This is a genomic window from Azospirillum sp. B2RO_4, from assembly GCF_051124815.1.
Taxonomy (GTDB): domain Bacteria; phylum Pseudomonadota; class Alphaproteobacteria; order Azospirillales; family Azospirillaceae; genus Azospirillum.
In genome coordinates, this window is sequence record NZ_CP118485.1 from 2,822,407 (window position 1) to 2,846,078 (window position 23,672).

Consider the following 23,672-nt stretch of genomic DNA (forward strand, 5'->3'; position numbering starts at 1 on the left):
CATCCCTTCGGGGGCGAAGGGCGGGGACAAATTCGGCCGATTCCCCGCCCCTCCTGCCGTTCTCCGCCGGCCTTACCGTCAGCCGAACCGCTTGGCGATCACCGCATAGGCGGCGCGCAGGCCCAGCGCCTCGCCGCCCTCCGGCCGGCCGGGCCGATTCGTCCCGTTCCAGGCATAGGTGTCGAGATGCGCCCAGGGCGTGCCCTTCGACACGAATTCCTGCAGGAACAGCCCGGCGGTGATGGCGCCGGCGAAGCCGTTGCTGGTGACGTTGTTGATGTCCGCCACCTTGCTGTCCAGCCCCTTGCGGTAGGGCGCCCACAGCGGCAGACGCCACATCGGGTCGTCGACCGCGGTCCCGGCCTCCGTCAAGTCGTTGGCCAGCGCATCGTCGTTGCACATCAGCGCCGGCAGGTCGGGCCCGAGCGCCACGCGGGCGGCACCGGTCAGGGTGGCGAAGTCGATCAGCAGCGCCGGCTTCTCCGAATCCGCCTCGGCCAGCGCGTCGCACAGGATCAGGCGCCCCTCGGCGTCGGTGTTGCCGACCTCGACCGTCAGGCCCTTGCGGGTCTTCAGCACGTCCTGCGGCTTGAAGCTGTCGCCCGACACGACATTCTCCACCGCCGGCACCAGCACGCGCAGCCGCACCGGCAGTCCGGCCATCATGATCATCCGGCCGAGCGCCAGCGCATGCGCCGCCCCGCCCATGTCCTTCTTCATGATCAGCATGGCCGACGACGGCTTCAGGTCGAGCCCGCCGGTGTCGAAGCAGACGCCCTTGCCGACGATGGTGACCTTGGGATGCTCCGGGTTGCCCCAGCGCAGGTCGATCAGCCGCGGCGCCCGCGGGCTGGCGCGGCCGACGGCATGGATGGCGGGATAGTCGCGGTCGAGCAGATCCTGCCCGACGATCACCTCGACCGCCGCGTCGAACTCGGCCGCCAGATCCTGCGCCGCCTGGGCCAGTTCCGCCGGCCCCATGTCGCAGGCCGGGGTGTTGACCAGATCGCGCACCATCCAGGTGGCGGTCGCCGCCCGCTCCACCTCGCCGTGGTCGGCCTCCGCCGGCCAGACCAGATTGGCGAAGCCCTTCTCCGGCGGCTTCCTGTAGCGGCTGAAGCGATAGCTGCCGAGCGCCCAGCCCAGCGCCGCCCGCGTCGCCGCCCGCGCGTCCATCGCCGCGTCGATCCGGTAGGAGCCGGCCGGCAGCGAGGCGGGCAGGCCGGCGAAGGCCCACAGGTCGTCGACCGCCGACACGCCGGCCAGCACATGGGCGACGGCGCCGTCCGGCCCCGGCAGGAAGACGGTCGATCCGGCCTCGCCGGTGAAGCCCACCGCCTTGACCCAGGAGGCGACGGCCGGCGATTGCCCGGCCAGCCAGTCGGCCAGCCCGGCCTTGGTCACGGGGGTGAGGGCGACGGTATCCGGACCGTCAACGGCAAGCAGGGTGGCGAGCAAGACTGGGGATCCTTCTCACGAGATCACGTCACGCATCCGACACGGATGCCCATCCCCCAAGGATGGCGCGCCGGGCGTCGGCTGGAAAGGGGGGCGATGCGCCGGGCAGGCATGGGCGGGTGTCAAGCAGGCAGCATCTGCAAATTGTGAAGAGCCAAATTGCTTGTCTTGTGGGTGGAGTCTTGCCACCCTGAGTAACGCCGCAGCCGATATGGACAACCGACCTTCGCTGAGCCCTCGATCCGCGACTGGTACGCCATGTCGGAGGGAACCGATGTGTCGGCGTGGTGGCCGTGCTCCGGAAATCCACACCCGGCGGCGGAAAGGAGGCCGGGAATGACGACTAACGAAGCTGTGGTCGTTGTGCTGATGATCGTCCAGATCGTCGTCGCTATCTGGGCGGCGAAACGGTGATCTAGGCCGGAAGGGCGCTTTCGAGGGAAGGCGCCCTTCCACCTCCGGAAAAGGAATGAGGCCCGCCGGTGGTGGACAGCGGGCCTCTGGCTTTGGAGGCCAGCATTCACTGACCGACTAACGAAGCTCCCTAGATATACGCTCGCTTCGGGTTTTCGGCAACGCCCCAGCGTCGCTATCAGCGGTAACGGCGCTAAGCGCCCCAACCGCCCGATGCCGGCTTACGGTCAGAATAGCGTGGGTTCGACCGCGTGGCAGGGCCGGTGATGTTCTCGTCCGGCGAGAAAACCATGCTTGTGTCCGGGTAGCCGGAGCAGCATCCTCATTCGCCGAACTTTACGCCCGATAGGATTTTTCAGCGATGTCCCACCTGACCCTGGTGATTGGGAACAAGACTTATTCCTCCTGGTCGCTGCGCCCCTGGCTGGCGCTCAAGCAGGCCGGGCTGGGCTTTGCCGAGACCGTCATCCCCCTGCGCCAGCCCGACACCGCTGCGCGCATCGCGGCGCATTCGCCGTCGGGCCGCGTGCCGTCCCTGATCCATGATGACCTGACGGTCTGGGATTCGCTGGCGATCTGCGAGTATGTGGCGGAACTGGCGCCGGAGGCCCGGCTGTGGCCGGCCGACCGGGCGGCGCGGGCGGTGGCGCGGGCGGTGTCGGCGGAGATGCATTCCGGCTTCGTCTCCCTGCGCACCACCATGTCGATGGACCTCAAGCGCGACCGCAAGGGCCAGGGCATGACCGAGGCGACCGCCGCCGACATCGCCCGCATCGAGGCGCTGTGGGCCGATGCCCGCGCCCGCTTCGGCAAGCCGGCGGGCGGGCCGTTCCTGTTCGGCGCCTTCACCATCGCCGACGCCATGTTCGCCCCGGTGGTGACGCGGCTGCAGACCTACGGCGTGGCGGTGTCGCCCGAGTCGCGCGCCTATATGGACGCGGTGCTGGCCCTGCCGGCGATGCGGGAGTGGATCGCGGCGGCCAAGGCGGAGCCGTGGGAATTCGAACCGTAAGCTCAGTCAAGCTTGCGCCTGGATATGCACGAGGCCGTCTGCGCGGACGGGACGATGCCGGAAACTGCGCCTTGAAAGATAGGAGATTATCTGTGGCTTAATTTTCTCCATAGTTGCATATGGAGAAAAGTGAATGCAAAAGAATGGCATTAATCCGACAAGACGCGCTCTTTTGGCGAGCGGGGCCGCGGTGGCCGGTCTGGCGGCGGTCGGCACTCCGATCCGGTTGGCGCAGGCCGCCACGGCCAACCGCCCCAACATCGCCACGCCGGCCGGGCAGGCGATGATCGCGATCTACGAGCAGGCCGTGAAGGCCATGAAGGATCCGGCGATCAACAACCCGCCGCAGCCGCAGAGCTGGACCTTCCAGGCCTACATCCATTCGCTTCCCTATAATCCGCAAGACCCCAATTCCGACGGCTATGTCAACGGGTCGGCCAGCTTCAAGGCGAAGATCGACCAGATCTATGGGAAGAACCCGACCGGGGCGGCGGCGTCCTGGAAGAAGGCGGCGCTTGCCTGCTGGTCGACCTGTCCGCACGGCAGCCCCTATTTCCTGCCCTGGCATCGCTGGTACATGTATTACTTCGAGCAGATCATCCGCTCGGTCAGCAAGCAGCCGGATTTCGCGCTGCCCTATTGGGATTACGGGGCGAGCACCAGCAAGTACCTGCAGCTTCCGCCGCAGTTCCAGGACCCGGCGAGTGCGCTGTACGAGCCGATCCGCGGCAACGGCTTCACCGATCCGCTGAAACTGGTTTCCCAGACCCAGCCGATGAACAAGAACGGCTATCTGGGCTTCCCGCTGGTGGATTACAGCGGTTCGCTGGTGGCGGCGGCCTATTATCCGGCCGATGCCGGCAGTCCGCTGGTCTTCCCGCCCTCGTCGGGCTGGTACGCCTACGGCTATACCGGGCGGACCGAGACGCAGCCGCACGACAACGTGCATGACGGCGTCGGCGGACTGATGGGCAATGTGCCGACCGCCGCCCATGATCCGATCTTCTACATGCATCACTGCCAGATCGACCATCTGTGGGCGAGTTGGCAGAGCTATCCCGGGAACGACACCATCAATTTCGCGCCTCCGGGCCAGGGCACGACGGCCCAGCCGAGCAAGGCGGACTGGGACGCCAAGGTCTTCTCCTTCGTCGACGGTATGGGCCGGCTGGTCACGGCGACGGCACAGGGCGCGCTGAATTACAAGGCCCTGGGCTATGGCTACGATTCCCTGGCGCCCAAGCCGGGCGACAGCGCAGTGATGGCGTCGACGCCGAAATCGGCCCCCGTCGCGGCACTGGCATCCGCCGGCGCGACCGCTTCGGTGATCCCGGTGTCCACGGTGGCCGCCAGCCAGAACGTGGCGGTGGGCGGCGGCGGCACCACGCTGACCCTGACCCCCGTCCCGCAGGCAAACCTCCAGGGAGCGGCGCGGGCGACCGCTTCGCCGGCAGCGCCGGAAACCCTGGTGCTCAAGGGGCTGACGGTGCAGAAGCGACCGCCGGCGCCGCTGTATGTGTTCGTCAACCTTCCGGCCGGCACCGCCGCCGCGGTGGGCGGCGATTATTACGCCGGCCCGATCAACCTGTTCAAGGTTGGGACCGTCGGCGCGGCCGGCGGCAATGCGGCGGGACCCGGTGGCACCGGGCATGCCGGCCATGGCGCCGGACACGGGATGGACACCGCCTCCTTCGTCTATGACGTCTCCAAGCTGCTGGAAACGCAACGCCAGAAGGGGATCTGGTCGGGCGGTCCGGTGACTGTGACGATCACCACCATCGGTCAGCAGCCGGGGGCGGGAACGACCTACGTCAACATCGGGTCGGTCGAGTTGAAGGACTGATCCGGGCTGCCCGCTTCGGCGGTTACGGTCGGAAAACGGAAAGGGCCTGCCTTCCGGGTGGCGAACCACCGGGTCGGCAGGCCCTTTTCCGTCGATGCCCAGGCCCGCGATCGGTTCGGCCGGGGCCGCCCGAACCGATCGCGGTGCGGCAGGTCACTCCGCCGGGATGGCGCGCGGCAGGGTCACCGGCACGGCCAGACGGTGCAGCATCTCCTTCGGAACCACCTGCCAGAAGTGGCCGAGTTCCCGCTCCCAGTCGTTGAGGATTTCGGCGGCGAAACGGCTCTGCGTCTCGGCGACGTGCTCCTCGATCAGGGCGCGGAGCTGGGCCTCGTAATGGGGCACCTCGATCCGCTGGAAGATGACGCTTTCCTCGTTGATGTGCAGCGGCAGCGAGTCCTCCGGGTCGTACAGGTAGGCCATGCCCCCGGTCATGCCGGCGGCGAAGTTGTCGCCGACCTTGCCCAGGATGACCGCCGTGCCGCCCGTCATGTACTCGCAGCCGTTGGAACCGCAGCCCTCCACCACCACGGTGGCGCCGGAGTTGCGCACCGCGAACCGCTCGCCGGCCTGACCGGCGGCGAACAGCTTGCCGGCGGTGGCGCCGTACAGCACCGTGTTGCCGATGATGGTGTTCTTGTTCGACTCCAGCGGGCTGCTGGTCGCCGGACGGACGACGATGGTGCCGCCCGACAGGCCCTTGCCGACATAGTCGTTGGCGTCGCCCATCACCTCCAGCTTGATGCCCTGGACCGCGAAGGCGCCCAGCGACTGGCCGGCGGTGCCGCGCAGGCGGACGGTGATGTGGCCGGGCTGCAGCCCGAACATCCCGAACTTCCGCGTCACCATCGAGGACAGCCGCGTGCCGATGGCGCGCTGCGTGTTGCGGGCGTTGTAGGCGAGCTGCATCTTCTCGCCTTCCTCGAACAGCGGGCGGGCGTCGGCGACGATGCGGGCGTCCAGCGTGTCCGGCACCTCGTTGCGGCCCTGCAGGGTGCAGTAGCGGGCGTTCTCGCCCGGATCGACCTGGGCCAGCAGCGGGTTGAGGTCGAGGTCGTCGAGGTGGGCGCCGCCGCGGCTGACCTGATGCAGCAGGTCGGTGCGGCCGATCACCTCGTTCAGCGAGCGGAAGCCCAGGCGGGCCAGGATCTCGCGGACCTCCTCGGCCAGGAAGGTGAAGAGGTTGACGACCTTCTCCGGCGTGCCGACGAACTTCTCGCGCAGCTTCTCGTCCTGGACGCAGACGCCGACCGGGCAGGTGTTGGAATGGCACTGCCGGACCATGATGCAGCCCATGGCGATCAGGCTGGCGGTGCCGATGCCGTACTCTTCCGCGCCCAGCATGGCGGCGATGACGATGTCACGGCCGGTCTTCAGGCCGCCGTCGGTGCGCAGCCGCACGCGGTGGCGCAGCTTGTTCAGCGTCAGGACCTGATGCACCTCCGACAGGCCCATCTCCCAGGGCAGGCCGGCGAACTTGATCGAGGTCTGCGGGGACGCGCCGGTGCCGCCGGAGTTGCCGGAGATCAGGATGATGTCGGCATTGGCCTTCGCCACGCCGGCGGCGATGGTGCCGATGCCCGACCGGCTGACCAGCTTCACCGTGACCTTGGCGTCCGGGTTGATCTGCTTCAGGTCATAGATGAGCTGCGCCAGATCCTCGATCGAGTAGATGTCGTGGTGCGGCGGCGGGCTGATCAGCATGACGCCCGGCGTCGAGTGACGCAGCCGCGCGATCATCTCCGTCACCTTGAAGCCGGGAAGCTGGCCGCCCTCGCCGGGCTTGGCGCCCTGGGCGACCTTGATCTCCAGCTCGCGGCACTGGTTCAGGTACTCGGCGGTGACGCCGAAGCGGCCCGACGCCACCTGCTTGATGGCGGAGTTCCAGTTGTCGCCGTTCTTGTCGGGGCGGAAGCGCGCCGGATCCTCACCGCCCTCGCCCGAGTCGGACTTGGCGCCGATGCGGTTCATCGCGACGTTCAGCGTGCCGTGCGCCTCAGGCGACAGGGCGCCCATCGACATGCCCGGCGTGATGAAGCGCTTGCGGATGGCGGTGATGCTCTCCACCTCGTCCACCGGAACGGCGGCCTTGGTGGTGCGGAACTCCAGCAGGTCGCGCAGCTGCATCGGCGGCCGCTTGTTCACCTGTTCCGAATACTTCTTGAAGGTGGTGTAGCTGTCGTTGGTGACGGCCTGCTGCAGGGTGTGGATGATCCCACCCTCCCAGCCATGGCGGTCGCCCGACTTGCGGAAGCGGTAGAAGCCGCCGACCGGCAGGGGCAGCGCCTCGCCGGCATAGGCCAGCGCATGCTGCTCCAGCACCTTCTTCTGGATGCCGTTCAGGCCGATGCCGGAGATGCGGCTGACCATCGCCGGGAAATGCTCGGCGACGAGGGCGCGCGACAGACCGATGGCCTCGAAGTTGCCGCCGCCGCGGTAGCTGCTGATGACCGAGATGCCCATCTTGGACATGATCTTCAGCAGGCCGTCGTCGATGGCCTTCTTGTAGTTCGTCATCGCCTTTTCCAGCGACAGCGAGCCGAGCAGGCCGCGGCGCTGGCGCTCGGCCACCGCCTCCTGCGCCAGATAGGCGTTGACGGTGGTGGCGCCGACGCCGATCAGCACCGCGAAGTAATGGGTGTCCAGGCATTCCGCCGTGCGCAGGTTCAGCGAGGTGAAGGTGCGCAGGTTGGAGCGGATCAGGTGGGTGTGAACGGCGCCGGTCGCCAGGATCGCCGGGATGGCGGCGCGGGCCGGGCCCATCGCCTCGTCGGTCAGGATGACGTGGTTGGCGCCGCCGCGCACGGCGTCCTCCGCCTCCTGGCGGATGCGGCGGAGCGCGTCGCGCAGCGCGTCGGGGCCGGCATCGACCGGGAAGGTCGCGTCGATCTCCGCCGCCGTCTCGCCCATATAGGCGCGCATGGCGCGGAATTCGGCGGTGGTCAGCACCGGGCTGTCGAGTTGCAGCAACCGGGTCTGGCTCTCATCCTCGTCCAGGATGTTGCCGAGGTTGCCCAGACGCGTCTTCAGGCTCATCACCCGGCGCTCGCGAAGCGAGTCGATCGGCGGATTGGTGACCTGGGAGAAGTTCTGGCGGAAGAAGTGATGCAGGCCGCGGTACTTGTCCGACAGCACGGCGATGGGGCTGTCGTCGCCCATCGAGCCGACGGCCTCCTTGCCGTCCTCCGCCATCGGGTGGAGGATCAGCTCCATGTCTTCCATGGCGAGGCCGAAGGCCATCTGGCGACGGCGCAGCTCCTCCTTCTCCATCTCCGACGCTTCGCCCTTCGACGCGGCGGTCTTGACCAGTTCGTCCAGGTGCGTGGTGTTCTTGACCCACTGGCCCCAGGGCTTCTGGGCGGCCAGATGGTCCTTCAGCTCGCGGTCGTTGAACAGCTTGCCGGCCTGCAGGTCGACGGCGATCATCTCGCCCGGGCCGAGGCGGCCCTTCTCGACGACCTGGTTCTCCTCGATCTTGACCATGCCGGTCTCGGAGCCGCCGATGATCAGGCCGTCGGTGGTGATGGTGTAGCGCATCGGGCGCAGGCCGTTGCGGTCCATGCCGCCGACGACCCAGCGGCCGTCGGTCATGGCGAGCGCGGCCGGGCCGTCCCACGGCTCCATCACCGAGTTGCAGTAGGCGATCAGCGCCTTGTGGTTCTCCGGCGTGGTCTGCGAGCTGGTCAGCGCCTGCGGCACCAGCATCATCTTGACCATCGGCGCGCTGCGGCCGGCGCGGACCATCACCTCGAACACGGTGTCGAGCGCGCCGGAGTCCGACAGGCCGACGCCGATCACCGGCTTCAGGTCGCCCATGTTGGCGCCGAACACCGGATGCTCCATCCGTGTCTCATGCGCCTTCATCCAGTTGACGTTGCCCTTCAGCGTGTTGATCTCGCCGTTGTGGGCGAGCATGCGGAAGGGCTGGGCCAGCGGCCAGGTCGGGAAGGTGTTGGTCGAATAGCGCTGGTGGTAGATGGCGAAGGACGACTCGAAGCGGTCGTCGGTCAGGTCCGGATAGAAGGTGGACAGCTGTTCGGCCAGGAACATGCCCTTGTAGATGATCGAGCGCGCCGACAGCGAGCAGATGTAGAAGTCGCTGATCTGTTCGCCATGCACCGCCTTCTCGATCCGGCGGCGGATGATGTAGAGGTCGAGTTCGAACTGCTCGTCCGACACGCCCTTCGAATTGCCGATGATGATCTGCTCGATCTCGGGCCGGGTCGCGTTGGCCTTCTCGCCGATGATGTCGACGTTGATCGGCACCTGACGCCAGCCATAGATGTAGTAGCCGAAGGCCAGGATCTCGGTCTCGACGATGCAGCGGCAGGCTTCCTGGGCGTCCAGGCTGATGCGCGGCAGGAAGACCTGACCGACCGCCAGGTTGTTCTCCGGCGGGGTGTGGCCGATGACCTTGACGTGGTCCTTGAAGAACTTCTGCGGCACCTGGACATGGATGCCGGCGCCGTCGCCGGTCTTGCCGTCGGCGTCCACCGCGCCGCGGTGCCAGACCGCCTTCAGGGCCTCGATGCCTTTCTCGACCACCGAACGGCGGGGCTTGCCGTCGATCGCGGCGATGAAGCCGACGCCGCAGGCGTCGTGCTCGTCGGCCGGATTGTAGGCGTGGGCAGTGGTCAGCGCCGCGGCGTTGGCGCGGAAATCGGCGACGAACTGCTCACCCTGGTTCAACGAGCCCTGGTTAAACTCGGCGGTCATGGAACGACCCTTTCACAGTCTGGACGTTGACCTGGGGGGCCGAAGGGAAGGCCCCCTGGGGTAGACGGTGGTTCTTCTTGGAGAGGGCAAACGGCCCCCTCCCTAACCCTCCCCCGCCTTTGGCGGTGGAGGGGACTGCCGCCGCCTTCCCGTAAGGCACCCTCTCCCGTGATCGGACCGGCCTTCGGCCGGCCGAGAGCGGGGGAGGGTTGGGGAGGGGGCAAGCGGCTTGGCGACGTAAGCGCCTTACTCCGCTGCGACCGCCAGCTTCGGCGCGCCGACGGTCTGGGCGTAGGCGTGCATGGCGTCGGCGGCGTCGCGGCCGTCGCGGATGGCCCACACCACCAGGGACGCGCCGCGGACGATGTCGCCGGCGGCGAAGACGCCGTCCAGGCTGGTCATCTTGGTGCGGTGGTCGACCAGCAGCGTGCCCCAGCGGGTGACGGTCAGGTCCGGCGACCCGAACATGCCCGGCAGATCCTCCGGCTCGAAGCCGAGAGCCTTGATGACGAGGTCGGCCGGCTCGGTGAACTCGGAGCCCTCGATCACCTGAGGGGTCTGGCGGCCGGTGGCGTCAGCCACGCCCAGATGGATGCGGACGGCGCGGACGCCGGTGACCACGTCATCGCCGGTGAAGGCTTCCGGCGCGGCCTGCCAGACGAACTCGACGCCCTCCTCCTCGGCATGCGCCACTTCGCGCTGCGAGCCCGGCATGTTCTTGCGGTCGCGGCGGTACAGGCACTTGACGGAGGTCGCGCCCTGGCGGATCGCCGTGCGCACGCAGTCCATCGCGGTGTCGCCGCCGCCGAGAACCACCACCTTCTTGCCGGCGGCGTTCAGCGAGCCGTTCTCGTAGGCCTCGACGGAGTCGCCCAGGCCGACGCGGTTGGAGGTGGTGAGGTATTCCAGCGCCGGCACGATGTTCTTCAGCCCCGCGCCGGGGGCCTTGATGTCGCGGGCCTTGTAGACGCCGGTGGCGACCAGGATGGTGACGTGGCGCTCGCGCAGCTCGGCCAGCGAGGCGTCGCGGCCGACCTCGAAATTCGAATGGAAGATCACGCCGGCATCGGCCAGACGCTGGACGCGGCGGGCGACGACGTCCTTCTCCAGCTTGAAGCCGGGGATGCCGTAGACCAGCAGGCCGCCCATGCGGTCGTAGCGGTCATAGACATGGACCTCGTAGCCCTTGGCGCGCAGCTCCTCGGCGGCGGCGAGGCCGGCTGGGCCGGCGCCGATCACGCCGACCGACAGCCCCAGCTCGCGGGCCGGCTTGCGCGGTTTGACCCAGCCGTTCTCCCAGGCGGTGTCGTTGATGTACTTCTCGACCGAGCCGATGGTGACGGCGCCGTGGGTCGACTGCTCGATGACGCAGTTGCCCTCGCACAGGCGGTCCTGCGGGCAGATGCGGCCGCAGATTTCGGGGAAGTTGTTGGTGGCCTGGGAGACCTCGTAAGCCTCCTCGAGACGCCCCTCGGCGGTCAGCTTCAGCCAGTCCGGGATGTTGTTGGAGACCGGGCAATGCACCTGGCAGAAGGGAACGCCGCACTGCGAGCAGCGGTTGGCCTGCTCGCCGGCGCGCTCGTCGCTGAAGCGGGCGTAGATCTCCGCGAAGTCCTGGCGGCGGTCGGCGGCAGACCGCTTGTCGGGCATCTTCTGCGCGGTGTGCACGAAGCCCAACATTTTCTGGTTCGCCATGACGTCTGCTCCTTCGCTTCGCGGCCCCGCCATCCGTTGCGGGGACATCGCCTTGCTGGGCCTGACCGGGGGCTGCGGCGTTGGCCTACACCGACCGGCTGGGTTGAAATCGAACGTCCGCAAAGTGGCGGACGCTCGTCATATAACGCATGAGCCGGGCCTGCGGAAGCACAAAAGCACCGATAGGTCCGGTTTGTTGACCTTTTCCTTCGCAAGGCTGGAATGCGTGGGCGTGGCGGTAGGGTGTCACAAAAACGAGACAGAAAATTAGTCCCGAAAAAGGACTATCACTCGAATAGGGGTACCGACCCCTCGCCGTCGCCAAGCATGGCCGTGGCCTGCTATAAGCACCGCAACATTCACCGTGCCGAAGGCTGCGTGCCGCGATGATGATCGATCAATATCTGGACGCCACACTCATGGGGCTGGTGGAGGGGCTGACCGAGTTCCTGCCCGTCTCCTCGACCGGCCATCTCATCATGCTGGACGAGTTGCTGGGCTTCCAGGGACCGCCCGGCAAGGTGTTCGAGGTGGTGATCCAGCTCGGCGCCATTCTGGCGATCTGCGTGGTCTATTTCCACCGGCTGTGGCGAGTTGCCACAGGGCTGAAGGACGATCCCGCCGCGCGGCGTTTCGTCATGGCGGTGCTGATCGCCTTCCTGCCGGCCATGGTGCTGGGCGCCGGGCTGCACGGCGTCATCAAGGCGGTGCTGTTCAACCCCACCGTGGTCAGCATCGCGCTGATCCTGGGCGGGGTCGCCATCCTGCTGGTGGAGCGGCTGATCCCGGTCGCCCGTTATCACCAGATCGAGAATTTCCCGGCCCCGCTGGCGCTGAAGATCGGCTTCTGCCAGTGCCTGGCGCTGGTGCCGGGCGTGTCGCGCTCGGGCGCCAGCATCCTGGGCGCCCTGCTGATGGGGGTCGACCGCAAGACGGCGGCCGAATTCTCCTTCTTCCTGGCGGTGCCGACCATGGCCGGCGCCACCGTCTACGACCTCTACAAGAACTGGTCGGTGATGAGCCTGGACAGCGGCCTGCTGATCCTGGTCGGCTTCGTCACCGCCTTCATCGCCGCGGCCCTGGTGGTGAAGACGCTGGTCGATTTCGTCGGCCGCTACGGCTTCACCCCCTTCGGCTGGTACCGCATCGCCATCGGCACCGGCATGCTGGCTTTCCTTTATCTGTAAGTTTTTTCCCTGCCGTCAAGCCGGCGGCCGCGGCACCGCACGGGCCGCGGCCGCCGCCATCCCCAGCACGAGTAGCGCGATCATCGCGAAGGCGGTGGCGAGGCTGGTCGCCTGGGCGATGAAGCCGACCAGCGGCGGACCGGTCAGCACGCCGGCATAGCCCATGGTGGACACCGCGGCGACCGCATGGTCGGGATGCCCGGTCTCCACCGCGCCCGCCGTGCTGAACAGCACCGGCACCATGTTCGACAGGCCGATCCCGGTCAGCCCGAAACCGGCGATCGCCAGCAGCGGCGTCCCGTCCGCGACCATTCCTCCCGCCAATACGAGTCCCAGCCCGGCCGCGGCCAGCAGCCCGCCGCCGCGCATCAGCGTCGCCCCTCCGAAGCGGTGGCGCAGCCGGTCGCCGCTGAACCGCCCAGCCGCCATGGCGGCGCTGAAAACGCCGAAGCCCATGCCGGCGACCGCGGCCGGTGCGCCGAGGTCGTCGCGCAGGTGAATGGCGCTCCAGTCCAGGATGGCGCCCTCGCTCATGAAGGACAGGGCGGCCAGCAGCCCCAGCAGCAGGGTCTTGCGGTCGGGCAGCACCAGCCCGCCGCCGCCGGCATTGCGGTCGGGCAGGAAACGCCCCTGCAACGCCAGGAAAAGGACGAGCAGCCCGGCCGACACCAGCGCGGCCTGCGCCGCCGCCGGCATCAGCGGCAGCAGCAGCCCGCCGAGGCCGGCGCCGGCCAGCCCGCCCAGGCTCCACATCCCGTGCAGCGACGACATGATCGGCCGGCCGAGCCGCCGCTCCACCAGCGCACCTTGCGCGTTCATGGCGACGTCCATGGTGCCGCCCGACGCGCCGAACAGCGCCAGCACGATGCACAGCGTCACCACGTCCGGCACCAGCGCCGGCAGCGGCAGCAGCCCGGCGAACAGCAGGGCGGTCACCCGCATCACCGGCGCGCTGCCGATCCGCCCCAGCAGCGGGCCGCTTGCGATCATCGCCGTCAGGGCGCCGACGGCAAGGCACAGCAGCGCCGCCCCCAGCACCGCCGGGCTGAGATCCAGCCGGTTCTTCAGCAGCGGGATCTGAGTCGCCCAGACGCCGAAGACGGTGCCGTTCAGGAAGAAGGCGGCGACGGTGGCCCAGCGCGCGGAGGCGGCATCAGCTGTGGCCGGATAGCCGGCTTCGCGGCCTTTTGTGACGTCGGACATCAATTTCCCAGAGGGTTCGACCCGGTTGCAAGGGATGACGCAGGCGGGAAGAGCGGAAGGCCAAGCCAAATGTTGCATCGGCTGAAACCTTTACAGCCAAGTCTGAAATGACGGCTGCCTTCCCGGAACCTTCCGATTAACGGGAGGAGATCGTTGATGAACTTATGCAAAATTGAGATGCCTCGTATGTCCTTCGACTTTCGCGGAGTGGGGAAAGGAAAACCCTTATTAATATCAGGGCCTTACAGAATAATCCGAAGTAAATTGAGTATTATTGTATGTGACAAAAAGTTAAGTTAGCGATGTGTGCGTATAAAAATCTGACTCGTAAGCATATCTCCCAAACTGCATAGTCTTCATGCCCCTTGGTTTTGAGGGGTGACACCGAAAGCCATCTTACTCGTGGAGGCCAATCTTGATAGATCGAGCAGTCCCCCAGAGTATCGCGCTTCTTTCCATCATGGCATTTGTCTTGACTGGAGAGGCGCAGGCTGAGGTCGTCACCATGGGGGGAGACATGGTGGTCGAAGCGCTCAAGTTCCGCTCCGAACAGGTCCGGGACTGGAACGTGACCACCACGTACTCTTCGTGGCTCTACTATGTCACTTTTCCGTTCTTCGCTTTAATATATGCTGTGCGGAAGTGGTATGGAGAGAACTGGACCAGATGGTTGATCGTACGGAACTTGATTGATGATCTTGAAGAGACGATCATCGTGACTTTCTGGAAGGTCATCCGGTGGAAGCTTATCGCCTTGATTGCGTTGTCTGCTTACTTGATCATTAAGTTGTTGCTCGGCTGATAAGGCGAAGCTCGGCGAGATGGGATAGTGCGACCCTGATCGATGGTGAGTGGCTGCATCCTGTTGGCGACTTTGGTGCCGGACGGAAACGTCGGGACAGCGCCTCCGGTCCTGTGACCGGAGGCGTTTTCCTTTTCAATTCTCATTCTCGGTGGGCTTGACATCCACGAACAATGGCGACGGAAACGGCGTCAATGCCGCCACATCCGGACGGCCGACAGCAGCAGGATCGCCGCCAGCACCGGCAGCAGCAGCGATTCCGGCACCACGCCCAGCAGCAGCCCGCCGATGAAGGCGCCGGCCAGCGACCCCGCCGCCATCAGCAGGACGAAATCCCGGTTCCGGGCGAGCACCGCCAGACTGCCGCCGCGGGCATAGCGGGTGAAGCCGACGACCATGGTTGGCAAACTGACCGCCAGCGACAGGCTGCCCGCCAGCTTGAGGTCCACCCCGAACAGCAGGACCAGCGTCGGGATCAGCAACTCGCCGCCGGCAACGCCCAGCAGCGAGGCGACGACTCCGATGGCGAAGCCGGCCATTGTCCCGACGACGGTCAGTGCCGGCCCCTCCAGCAGCGGCCCCGCCCCTCCCGTGAGGCCATGCCCGAACAGCAGCGCGGCGGCGATCAGCGCCAGCAGCGCGGCCATCACCCGCTGCAGCCGGGCCGCCTCCATCCGCATCGCCCATCCCGCGCCGATCCAGGCGCCCAGCAGGCTGCCGGCCAGCAGGGTGGCGACGACTCCGCCATTGGCGGCGACGAGGCCGAGCGGCACCGTCCCGGCGCGCAAGGGCAGGGCGGCGGCGACGACGACGAGGCTCATCGCCTTGTTCAGGATGACGGCGTCGAGCGCGGCAAAGCGGAAGGCGCCGATCAGCAGCGGCAGGCGGAACTCCGCCCCGCCCAGCCCGATCAGGCCGCCCAGCGTGCCGATGACCGCGCCGCAGACGAAGGCGGCAAGCGCGCGCAGCCAGGAAAACGCAAAAGCCCCGGCGCGGGGGCCGGGGCTTTCGGGAGTCATGGAACCGGACCTGCCGCTCAGTGGGCGTTTTTGGAGCGGGCGTTGTTGGTCAGGCCGCTGTATTTGCCGCCGACGATGAAGCGCGACAGGTAGGTCGGCAGGATCACCTCGCAGGTCGCCAGCTCGGTGATGCCCAGGTCCTTGAAGCCCAGCGCCGTCGGGGAGACGACGTTGTCCTGCTTCAGCAGCGCGACCTGATCGCGGGTCAGCGCCGGGGCCAGCAGCGGCACCTTCTCCAGGATGCCGCCCAGCGACTCGGCGGTGCTCCAGGGGATGGTCACCAGCGGACGGTGGCGCTGGATGTCCTTCTGGGTCAGCTCCAGCAGTTCGCGGAAGGTGTAGACGCGCGGGCCGCCCAGCTCGTAGGTCTTGCCGCGGGCAGCGTCGGACGCCAGCGCGGCGACGACGGCGTCGGCCAGATCGCCGACATAGACCGGCTGGAACAGGGTCTTGCCGCCGCCGATCAGCGGCAGGACGGGGGCCTTCTGCGCCATCGCCGCGAACTTGTTGAAGAAGTTGTCCTCCGGCCCGAAGACGATGCTGGGGCGCAGGATCGTCGCCGCCGGGAAGGCGGACAGCACCGCCTGCTCGCCGGCCGCCTTGGAGCGGGCATAGACCGACGGCGAGGCGGCGTCGGCGCCGATGGCCGAGACATGGATCATGCGGCTCACCCCGGCCTCGGCGGCCAGACGGGCGATGCGCGAGGCGGCGTCGACATGGACGCCCTGGAAGCTCTGGCTCCCGCGCTCGTACAGCACACCCAGCAGGTTGATGGCGATGTCCGCCCCCTGCAGGGCGCGGGCGACCGACAGGTCGTTGGTGCAGTCGGTGGCGAAGGGCACGATCTGGCCGACGGCGCCGGCCGTCTTCAGGAAGGCGGCCTTGCCCGGATTGCGGGTGGCGATGCGGATGAGGGCGCCCGACTTGGCGAGGCGCCGGATCAGGTGGCGGCCGATGAAGCCCGAACCGCCGAACACCGTGATAACCTGAGTGCGATAGGACATCGACCGTCTCCCGTGTCGTTGCGCGCCAAATCCAGGGGGGAACCGGGGTTTCCGCGCGGCGGCCTTTCCATGGTCCGCCTCGCGCCCCCCCCGCGCGTCGTCCGACTGTGTGTCGCCTGGATGACTGCTGAAACTGCGGCCATGCTTATAGCGAATGGACCGCCGCCAATCTAGGGACTGCATCGTCGCGCCCGCCGGCCGCGCGCGAAAACCCGCGATGCGGCAAAAAAATGAAAGGGGTCGAAAAAAAGCTGTTGACGCCCCCCGGCCGGATCATTAAACAACCGCCCACACACCGAGCACCGAGCCCAGGTGGCGGAATTGGTAGACGCGCAGGTTTCAGGTACCTGTGGCAGAAATGTCGTGGAAGTTCGAGTCTTCTCCTGGGCACCATTTCTTTCTACCCGGCTGCGCCGCATGCACGGCTCCTTCGATCGAGAGGGAGATAGTGCAGAGCGGCGTTCGTCGTTTCTAGGGTCCATGGCCGGGGGCCTGACCACCCCGGGACGCGACCATGCCCATCGACCTTCATGACGGCGACCTCCCCGACGGCCTCGACCTCGCCGCCGGCGCCCGCGACAACTGCGTGGCCATCGACACCGAGACCATGGGGCTGAACCCCCACCGCGACCGCCTCTGCCTCGTGCAGCTGTCGGCCGGCGACGGCGCCGTCCATCTGGTCCAGTTCCGCCCCGGCCAGTACGAGGCGCCGAACCTGAAGCGCCTGCTGACCGATCCCGGCGTGACCAAGCTGTTCCACTTCGCCCGTTTCGACGTGGCGGTGATGAAGGCCTATCTCGGCGTCAGCTGCCAGCCGGTCTATTGCACCAAGGTGGCCTCCAAGCTGGTCCGCACCTTCACCGACCGCCATGGCCTGAAGGATCTGTGCAAGGATCTGCTGGGCGTCGAGATCTCCAAGCAGCAGCAGTCCTCCGACTGGGGCGCGCCCGAGCTGACCACCGACCAGATGAAGTATGCGGCATCCGACGTGCTGCACCTGCATGACCTGAAGGCGAAGCTGGACGTCATGCTGGCGCGCGAGGGGCGCACCCATCTGGCCCAGGCCTGCTTCGACTTCCTGCCCGCCCGCGGCGAGCTGGACCTCGGCGGCTGGGAAACCCCGGACATCCTGGCGCACTGACGCCTGCGCCAATTGACGCGGATAGTCCCCTCTCCCCCCCGGGGAGAGGGTTAGGGTGAGGGGGACCCGCGGCTTGGATTCATTTGGCCGCGCCGGAGTTTGCCCCCACCCCGACCCTCCCCCGCTGGGCGGGGGAGGGGGAAATCTCTCCCCACCCACCCCCCGACCGGCCGTGGATTTGACCCGGCGTCCGCCGGGGGGCATACTGCGCGACGCGCCTGCCGGGAGTCCTCCGGGCAGGCGCCGTGTTTGTGAACGGCCCGCGGACGGGCCTTTTGAATGGAAGGCATGACAGCCTTGACCAGCGTTATCACCTCCAGCCTGACTGGCAGCCCGACCGACAGCTCCACCGCTTCGACGGAGTCCAGTGCCGTGGAGAACCGCGATCTCGCCTGCGCCACCCGCGTCCTGCGGACCGAGGCCGATGCGCTGGTCGCGCTGGCCGGCAGCCTCGACGGGGAGTTCCTGCGGGCGCTCGACATCCTGCAGGGCATCGAAGGCCGCGTCGTCGTCACCGGCATGGGCAAGTCGGGCCATGTCGCCCGCAAGATCGCCGCGACCATGGCCTCCACCGGCACGCCGGCCCTCTTCGTCCATCCGGGCGAGGCGAGCCACGGCGACCTCGGCATGATCGCGCGGATCGACGCGGTGGTGGCGCTGTCCAACTCCGGCGAGACGCACGAGCTGGCGGACATCATCGCCTACACCCGCCGCTTCGGCATTCCGCTGATCGGCATGACGCGGCGCGCCGCTTCCTCGCTGGCCGAACAGTCGGACGTGGCGCTGGTGGTGCCGCCGGAGCCGGAAGCCTGCCCGCTGGGGCTGGCGCCCACCACCTCCACCACCATGATGCTGGCGTTGGGCGATGCGCTGGCGGTGGCCCTGCTGGAACGGCGCGGCTTCTCCGCCGCCGATTTCCGCGAGTTCCACCCCGGCGGCCAGTTGGGCCGCGCATTGCTGAAGGTCACCGACATCATGCACAAGGGCGATGATTTGCCCCTGTGCCGTCTTGACTCGCCGCTGTCCGACGTCATCTTCGAGATGACGGCCAAGCGGCTGGGCTGCGTCGGGGTGACCGACGAAGCCGGGGCGCTGGTCGGGATCATCACCGACGGCGACGTGCGCCGTCATCTGACGCCGGAGCTTCTGGCGGAACGCGCGGACAGCATCATGTCGCCGCGGCCCAAGACCATCCGCCCGAAGGCGTTGATCGTCGAGGCGCTGCGCGAGATGAACGAAAAGAAGATCACCACCCTGTTCGTGATCGAGGCGGATCGGCCGCTCGGCATCGTGCACATCCACGATGTCCTGCGCGCCGGCGCCGCCTGACGCCGTTCCCGCCCATCATGGAAGCCAAGCGCCGAGCCGGAGGGACGAAGAGTTGAGCCTGGACGACCTGCGCAGCACCGACCGTACGGCAGCCGACCGCACCGCATCCGCCCCCATCGGCAGCGGTCGGGACGTCCGCATCCCGGCGCCGGCGGTGGAGCCGCCGACCGCGCTCCGGGCGCACCGGCGGCGCGACACCCGTCCGGTCAGCCGCGTCTACAGCCGCTTCGTCTCGGCCATGAAGTTCGTGCTGCCGGCGGCGGCGCTGGCGATGGTGGCGCTGCTGGCCGCATGGCCGTCGCTGAACAGTCCGCCGACCCCGCGCGTCTCCGCCGACGCCGGGCAGAGCGAGATGCTGAAGCCGCGCTATTTCAGCCTGGACGAACACAACCAGCCCTTCTCGCTGGTGGCCGCCAAGGCCGACAAGTCTGCCGACCAGCCCGACATCGTCCTGCTGGACGAACCGCAGGCGGAGATGACCGAGACCACCGGCACCTGGGTGACCATGCGGTCCGACAAGGGCTGGTACAACCAGAGCACCGGCATCCTGCTGATGCGCGGCAATGTCCATGTCCTGCGCGACGACGGCAACGAGTTCACCACCAGCGAGGCCGAGGCCGACATCCGCAAGGGCAACGCCTGGGGCGAAAAGGCGGTGACCGGCCAGGGTCCGCAGGGCGAGATCAACGCCGTCGGTTTCCGCATGACGGACCGTGGCAAGAACGTCGTCTTTCTCAACCAGTCGAAGGCCGAGGTCCAGGCCGCCGAGCGCCCCGGGAGCAAGAAGCCGTGACGTCCAAACGGTCGCCATTCCGTACCGTCTTGACCCTGTCGGCCATCCTGGCCGGCGGGTTTTTCTCTTTCTCTGCCCCGGCCTTCGCCCAGGGGCTGCCCGGCATGGGCGGCAAGCAGCCGGTGGAGATCAACGCCGATCAGGCGATCGAATGGCACCAGGACGTCCGCGCCTATGTGGCGCGCGGCAACGCGTCGGCCAAGCGCAACGACTCGACCGTCTTCGCCGACGTGCTGACCGCCTATTACCGCGAGGTTCCCGGCAAGGGCAACGAGGTGTTCCAGCTGGTGGCCGACGGCAATGTCCGCATCGTCAGCCCGACCCAGCAGGTGTTCGGCGACCATGGCGTCTATGACGTCGACAAGCAGGTGGCCGTCGTCACCGGCAAGGACCTGAAGCTGGTCACCACCAAGGACGTGGTCACCGCCCGCGACAGCCTGGAATATTACGAGGCGCAGGACCTGACCGTGGCGCGCGGCGACGCCGTTGCGGTGCGCGGCAACGACCGGCTGCGCGCCGACGTGCTGATCGGCCGGCTGAAGAAGATGCCGGACGGCACCACCCAGATGGAGCGGATCGACGGGTCCGGCAACGTCGTTGTCACTACCCCCACCGACGTGGCGCTGGCCGAAAAGCTGGTCTATTCCGTCGCCGACAACGTCGCGGTGCTGATGGGCAACGTCAAGATCACCCGCGGCGACAACCAGCTGAACGGCGAAGCCGCCGAGATGAACATGAACACCAAGATCAACCGCGTCATCGCCGGCCGCGATGCCGGCGGCCGTGTCAGCGGCCTGCTGATCCCCGGCGAGAAGAACGGACCCGGCGCCCCTGCGGGCAAGAAGCCGTGACCGTGCTGACCGCGAACGGACCCGGCGCCGCGCCCGCCGGCAGCAGCCCCACGGCATCGGTCCCGACCGAAGGGCTGGTGGCCCAGCATCTCGGCAAGTCGTTCAAGAAGCGGCCGGTGGTGCGCGACGTTTCCATCAGCGTCCAGCGCGGCGAGGCGGTCGGGCTGCTCGGTCCCAACGGCGCCGGCAAGACCACCTGCTTCTACATGATCACCGGCCTGATCGCCGCCGACTCCGGCACGATCACCCTGGACGGCCAGGAGATCACCGCCCTGCCGATGTACCGCCGCGCCCGGCTCGGCATCGGCTATCTGCCGCAGGAGGCCTCGATCTTCCGCGGCATGACGGTGGAGAACAACATCCGCTCCGTGCTGGAGGTGGTGGAGAGCGACCGCGACGCGCGCGAGGCGATGCTGGACGAGCTGCTGGCCGAGTTCTCGGTTACGCATCTCCGCCGCTCCCCCGCCCTGGCGCTGTCGGGCGGCGAGCGGCGGCGCGTGGAGATCGCCCGCGCGCTGGCCGGACAGCCGCACTTCATCCTGCTGGACGAACCGCTGGCCGGCATCGATCCCATTGCGGTGAACGACATCCGCGAACTGGTCGGCCATCTGCGCGACCGCGGCATCGGCGTGCTGATCACCGACCACAATGTGCGTGAAACGCTCGACCTCGTCGATCGGGCATACATTTTGCACGATGGTGTGGTACTAATGGAGGGACGGCCGGACGAGATCGTGGCGCACGAGGGCGTGCGCCGGGTCTATCTCGGCGACCGGTTCAGTCTGTAGCCCTCCGTTCCCACTGGTCCCGGTTCCACAGCCATGGCGCTTGCTCAACGTCTCGACCTTCGACAAGCCCAGACACTGGTGATGACGCCGCAGCTGCAGCAGGCGATCAAGCTGCTGCAGCTGTCGAACATCGAACTGTCGGACTTCGTCGACCGCGAGATCGAGCAGAACCCGCTGCTGGAGCGCGACAGCGGCCCCGGCGACGGCGGCAGCGATCCGGTTGTCGGCGACGGTGCCGGCGGCGAGGCGCCGGGCGGGCTGGACGGCCCCGGCGGCATGGAGGCGAACGGTCTCAGCATCGACGGGCTGAACGGCCGCGACGACGGGCCGGCCCTGCCGATGAGCGACGGGCGCACCCGCGACACCGTGGAGATGACCTCGTCGGACACGATGGCCTCCTCGTCGGAGGCGCCGCTCGACACCGACTTCGAGAATGTCTATGGCGACGACCGCTTTTCCGACGGCTCGGACGGCGGCAGCGAGGTCTACGGCTCCTATGGCGACCGCGGCGGTCGCAGCGGCTTCGACGATGACGACAGCAACCTCGAAGCGACGCTGACCAGCGAAAAGAACCTGCGCGACCACCTGACCGAGCAGCTGAAGATCGACCTGCCCGACCTCGGCGACCAGCTGATCGGGCTGGCCCTGATCGACATGCTGGACGAGGCCGGCTGGCTGGTCGGCTTCGACGCCCAGGCGATGGCCGAACAGTTGGGCTGCGACCCGGAGCGGGTGGAGCGGGTGCTGGCCGCCTGCCAGCGCTTCGACCCGCCCGGCATCTTCGCGCGGTCGCTGAAGGAATGCCTGGCGATCCAGCTGCGCGAGAAGAACCGGCTCGACCCGGCGATGGCGGCGCTGCTCGACAATCTGGAGCTTCTGGCCGCGCGCAACCTGCCGGCCATCATGAAGGTCTGCGGCGTCGATGCCGAGGACGTCGCCGACATGGTCGTCGACATCCGCAAGCTGAACCCGAAGCCGGCGCTGGCCTTCGACCACACCCCGGCCCAGCTGGTCACCCCCGACATCCTCATGCGCGCCAACCCCGGCGGCGGCTGGCTGATCGACCTGAACCCGGACACGCTGCCGCGGGTGCTGGTCAACCACCGCTATTTCGCCCGCATCTCCGACAGTGCCCGCAACAAGGCCGACAAGGAATACATCTCCGAACGCTTCCAGTCGGCGAACTGGCTGGTGAAGTCGCTGCACCAGCGCGCCACCACCATTTTGAAGGTGGCGAGCGAGATCATCCGGCAGCAGGACGCCTTCTTCATCCACGGCGTCTCGCATCTTCGGCCGCTGATCCTGCGCGACATCGCCGAGGCCATCGGCATGCATGAGAGCACCGTCAGCCGCGTCACCACCAACAAGTTCATGGCGACCCCGCGCGGCGTCTTCGAGCTGAAATACTTCTTCACCTCCGCCATCCAGAGTGCGGACGGCCAAGCGTCGCATTCCGCGGAAGCGGTTCGGCACCGCATCAAGACCATGATCGATGCGGAAAAGCCGGACGACGTGCTGTCCGACGACAAACTGGTGGAGATTCTCCGGGCGGAAGGGATCGACATTGCGCGAAGGACGGTCGCGAAGTATCGTGAAGCGATGAAAATACCGTCATCGGTGCAGCGGCGCCGTGCCAAGATGTCACGCATGTAAGCGGGTCGAACGGGGGAGGGCTCGATTGACAGTCAGATGCCCCTTGCCTATCGTCCCGGCCCGCAAGCGGCGGACCAGCATCTTCTAGCCGGCATCTTCGGGCGTCGTCTCTACACCGTCCCCAGCGGACCAATTTTTGGAAACGTTCCACCATGCAACTCTCCGTCAAAGGCAAGCAGCTCGATGTGGGCGACGCTCTGCGCACCCATGTGGCCGATAGCCTGAACGCCGTCGTCGGCAAGTACTTCGACAAGCCGATCGAGGCGAACGTCGTCCTGACCAAGGACGCGCATCTCTACAAGGCCGACATCCAGGTCCATGTGGGCCGCGGCATCGTCCTGCAGAGTGCCGGCGACGCCACCGAACCCTATCCGGCCTTCGACATCGCCTGCGAGAAGCTGGCCAAGCGCCTGCGCCGCTACAAGCGCCGCCTGCGCGACCACCACGCCGCCGAGAACGGCGCCGCCCTGCCGGCCAGCTACCGCGTGCTGGAAGCCGAGGCCGAGGAGCATCACGACGAGGTCGAGACGGCCGCCGACGGCGCCGCCAACCCGATGGTCGTGGCCGAGATGGAGACCAGCATCGCCACCCTGTCGGTCAGCGAGGCGGTGATGCGCCTTGAACTGGCGCAGGCCCCCGCCCTGATGTTCCACAATGGTGCGCATGGCCGCCTGAACATGGTCTATCGCCGCGCCGACGGGAACATCGGCTGGGTCGACCCGGCGGAGAAGGCCGGCGCCTGACGGCGCCGACCCGTCCTCCTG

General features: G+C 67.5%; 17 protein-coding genes and 1 tRNA gene. 12 read left to right on the forward strand and 6 right to left on the reverse strand.

Features of this window, described 5'->3' with window-relative positions; genetic code table 11:
- Positions 1-78: 78 nt before the first annotated feature.
- Positions 79-1,458: a leucyl aminopeptidase family protein gene (locus PWS46_RS13620; protein ID WP_434616159.1), complete on the reverse strand. Its 1,380-nt coding sequence runs from the start codon at positions 1,456-1,458 to the stop codon at positions 79-81.
- A 775-nt stretch (positions 1,459-2,233) separates the two neighbouring features.
- On the opposite strand from PWS46_RS13620, the gene PWS46_RS13625 reads away from it, so the two are divergent.
- Positions 2,234-2,884 (forward strand): glutathione S-transferase family protein, encoded by a 651-nt coding sequence (locus tag PWS46_RS13625; RefSeq protein WP_434616162.1) that lies wholly within the window; start codon positions 2,234-2,236, stop codon positions 2,882-2,884.
- A gap of 172 nt (positions 2,885-3,056) precedes the next feature.
- Positions 3,057-4,727: a tyrosinase family protein gene (locus PWS46_RS13630; RefSeq protein WP_434616165.1), complete on the forward strand. Its 1,671-nt coding sequence runs from the start codon at positions 3,057-3,059 to the stop codon at positions 4,725-4,727.
- A 153-nt stretch (positions 4,728-4,880) separates the two neighbouring features.
- Here PWS46_RS13630 and gltB read toward each other — a convergent pair whose 3' ends face one another.
- Positions 4,881-9,443: a glutamate synthase large subunit gene (gltB, locus tag PWS46_RS13635; RefSeq protein ID WP_434616168.1), complete on the reverse strand. Its 4,563-nt coding sequence runs from the start codon at positions 9,441-9,443 to the stop codon at positions 4,881-4,883.
- A 246-nt stretch (positions 9,444-9,689) separates the two neighbouring features.
- Positions 9,690-11,138, reverse strand: coding sequence for an NAD(P)-dependent oxidoreductase (locus tag PWS46_RS13640; protein WP_434616171.1), 1,449 nt, complete (start codon positions 11,136-11,138; stop codon positions 9,690-9,692).
- Positions 11,139-11,524: 386 nt separating this feature from the next.
- Here PWS46_RS13640 and PWS46_RS13645 point away from each other — a divergent pair, with 386 nt between their 5' ends.
- Positions 11,525-12,325: an undecaprenyl-diphosphate phosphatase gene (locus PWS46_RS13645; RefSeq protein ID WP_434616174.1), complete on the forward strand. Its 801-nt coding sequence runs from the start codon at positions 11,525-11,527 to the stop codon at positions 12,323-12,325.
- A gap of 15 nt (positions 12,326-12,340) precedes the next feature.
- On the opposite strand, the gene PWS46_RS13650 is transcribed toward PWS46_RS13645, so the two are convergent.
- The gene (locus tag PWS46_RS13650; protein ID WP_434616177.1) at positions 12,341-13,528 is read right to left on the reverse strand and encodes an MFS transporter; all 1,188 of its coding nucleotides are present in this window, start codon (positions 13,526-13,528) and stop codon (positions 12,341-12,343) included.
- A gap of 415 nt (positions 13,529-13,943) precedes the next feature.
- Here PWS46_RS13650 and PWS46_RS13655 point away from each other — a divergent pair, with 415 nt between their 5' ends.
- Positions 13,944-14,330, forward strand: a complete 387-nt coding sequence (locus PWS46_RS13655; protein WP_434616180.1) for a hypothetical protein — start codon at positions 13,944-13,946, stop codon at positions 14,328-14,330.
- A gap of 191 nt (positions 14,331-14,521) precedes the next feature.
- On the opposite strand, the gene PWS46_RS13660 is transcribed toward PWS46_RS13655, so the two are convergent.
- Positions 14,522-15,349: a TSUP family transporter gene (locus PWS46_RS13660; protein WP_434616183.1), complete on the reverse strand. Its 828-nt coding sequence runs from the start codon at positions 15,347-15,349 to the stop codon at positions 14,522-14,524.
- Positions 15,350-15,366: 17 nt separating this feature from the next.
- The gene (locus tag PWS46_RS13665; RefSeq protein WP_434616186.1) at positions 15,367-16,353 is read right to left on the reverse strand and encodes a complex I NDUFA9 subunit family protein; all 987 of its coding nucleotides are present in this window, start codon (positions 16,351-16,353) and stop codon (positions 15,367-15,369) included.
- A gap of 306 nt (positions 16,354-16,659) precedes the next feature.
- Between PWS46_RS13665 and PWS46_RS13670 the strand changes: the two genes are divergently transcribed.
- From PWS46_RS13670 to hpf, 8 genes are all read left to right on the forward strand, one after another.
- Positions 16,660-16,746: transfer RNA gene (locus PWS46_RS13670), tRNA-Leu, on the forward strand.
- Positions 16,747-16,867: 121 nt separating this feature from the next.
- Positions 16,868-17,494, forward strand: coding sequence for a ribonuclease D (locus PWS46_RS13675; protein ID WP_434616189.1), 627 nt, complete (start codon positions 16,868-16,870; stop codon positions 17,492-17,494).
- A 288-nt stretch (positions 17,495-17,782) separates the two neighbouring features.
- Positions 17,783-18,823 carry a KpsF/GutQ family sugar-phosphate isomerase gene (locus tag PWS46_RS13680; RefSeq protein WP_434616192.1) on the forward strand — a complete coding sequence of 347 codons (1,041 nt, stop codon included), beginning with the start codon at positions 17,783-17,785 and terminating at the stop codon, positions 18,821-18,823.
- A gap of 52 nt (positions 18,824-18,875) precedes the next feature.
- The gene (gene lptC, locus PWS46_RS13685; protein WP_434616195.1) at positions 18,876-19,616 is read left to right on the forward strand and encodes an LPS export ABC transporter periplasmic protein LptC; all 741 of its coding nucleotides are present in this window, start codon (positions 18,876-18,878) and stop codon (positions 19,614-19,616) included.
- On the forward strand, positions 19,613-20,467 hold the full coding sequence (locus PWS46_RS13690; RefSeq protein ID WP_434616198.1) for an LptA/OstA family protein: 855 nt from the start codon (positions 19,613-19,615) through the stop codon (positions 20,465-20,467). The genes lptC and PWS46_RS13690 overlap by 4 nt, the downstream gene beginning before the upstream one ends.
- Positions 20,464-21,255, forward strand: coding sequence for an LPS export ABC transporter ATP-binding protein (gene lptB / locus PWS46_RS13695; RefSeq protein WP_434616201.1), 792 nt, complete (start codon positions 20,464-20,466; stop codon positions 21,253-21,255). The genes PWS46_RS13690 and lptB overlap by 4 nt, the downstream gene beginning before the upstream one ends.
- Before the next feature lie 33 nt (positions 21,256-21,288).
- On the forward strand, positions 21,289-22,908 hold the full coding sequence (rpoN, locus tag PWS46_RS13700) for an RNA polymerase factor sigma-54 (protein ID WP_434616204.1): 1,620 nt from the start codon (positions 21,289-21,291) through the stop codon (positions 22,906-22,908).
- Positions 22,909-23,060: 152 nt separating this feature from the next.
- Positions 23,061-23,651: a ribosome hibernation-promoting factor, HPF/YfiA family gene (hpf, locus tag PWS46_RS13705; protein ID WP_085087112.1), complete on the forward strand. Its 591-nt coding sequence runs from the start codon at positions 23,061-23,063 to the stop codon at positions 23,649-23,651.
- Positions 23,652-23,672: the final 21 nt, after the last annotated feature.

Coding starts and splice junctions, on each gene's coding strand:
- rpoN (WP_434616204.1), top strand. CDS start 21,289: ATGGCGCTTGCTCAACGTCTCGACCTTCGACAAGCCCAGACACTGGTG.
- PWS46_RS13680 (WP_434616192.1), top strand. CDS start 17,783: ATGACAGCCTTGACCAGCGTTATCACCTCCAGCCTGACTGGCAGCCCG.
- gltB (WP_434616168.1), bottom strand. CDS start 9,443: ATGACCGCCGAGTTTAACCAGGGCTCGTTGAACCAGGGTGAGCAGTTC.
- PWS46_RS13650 (WP_434616177.1), bottom strand. CDS start 13,528: ATGTCCGACGTCACAAAAGGCCGCGAAGCCGGCTATCCGGCCACAGCT.
- PWS46_RS13625 (WP_434616162.1), top strand. CDS start 2,234: ATGTCCCACCTGACCCTGGTGATTGGGAACAAGACTTATTCCTCCTGG.
- PWS46_RS13640 (WP_434616171.1), bottom strand. CDS start 11,138: ATGGCGAACCAGAAAATGTTGGGCTTCGTGCACACCGCGCAGAAGATG.
- PWS46_RS13645 (WP_434616174.1), top strand. CDS start 11,525: ATGATGATCGATCAATATCTGGACGCCACACTCATGGGGCTGGTGGAG.
- hpf (WP_085087112.1), top strand. CDS start 23,061: ATGCAACTCTCCGTCAAAGGCAAGCAGCTCGATGTGGGCGACGCTCTG.
- PWS46_RS13665 (WP_434616186.1), bottom strand. CDS start 16,353: ATGTCCTATCGCACTCAGGTTATCACGGTGTTCGGCGGTTCGGGCTTC.
- PWS46_RS13660 (WP_434616183.1), bottom strand. CDS start 15,349: ATGACTCCCGAAAGCCCCGGCCCCCGCGCCGGGGCTTTTGCGTTTTCC.
- PWS46_RS13675 (WP_434616189.1), top strand. CDS start 16,868: ATGCCCATCGACCTTCATGACGGCGACCTCCCCGACGGCCTCGACCTC.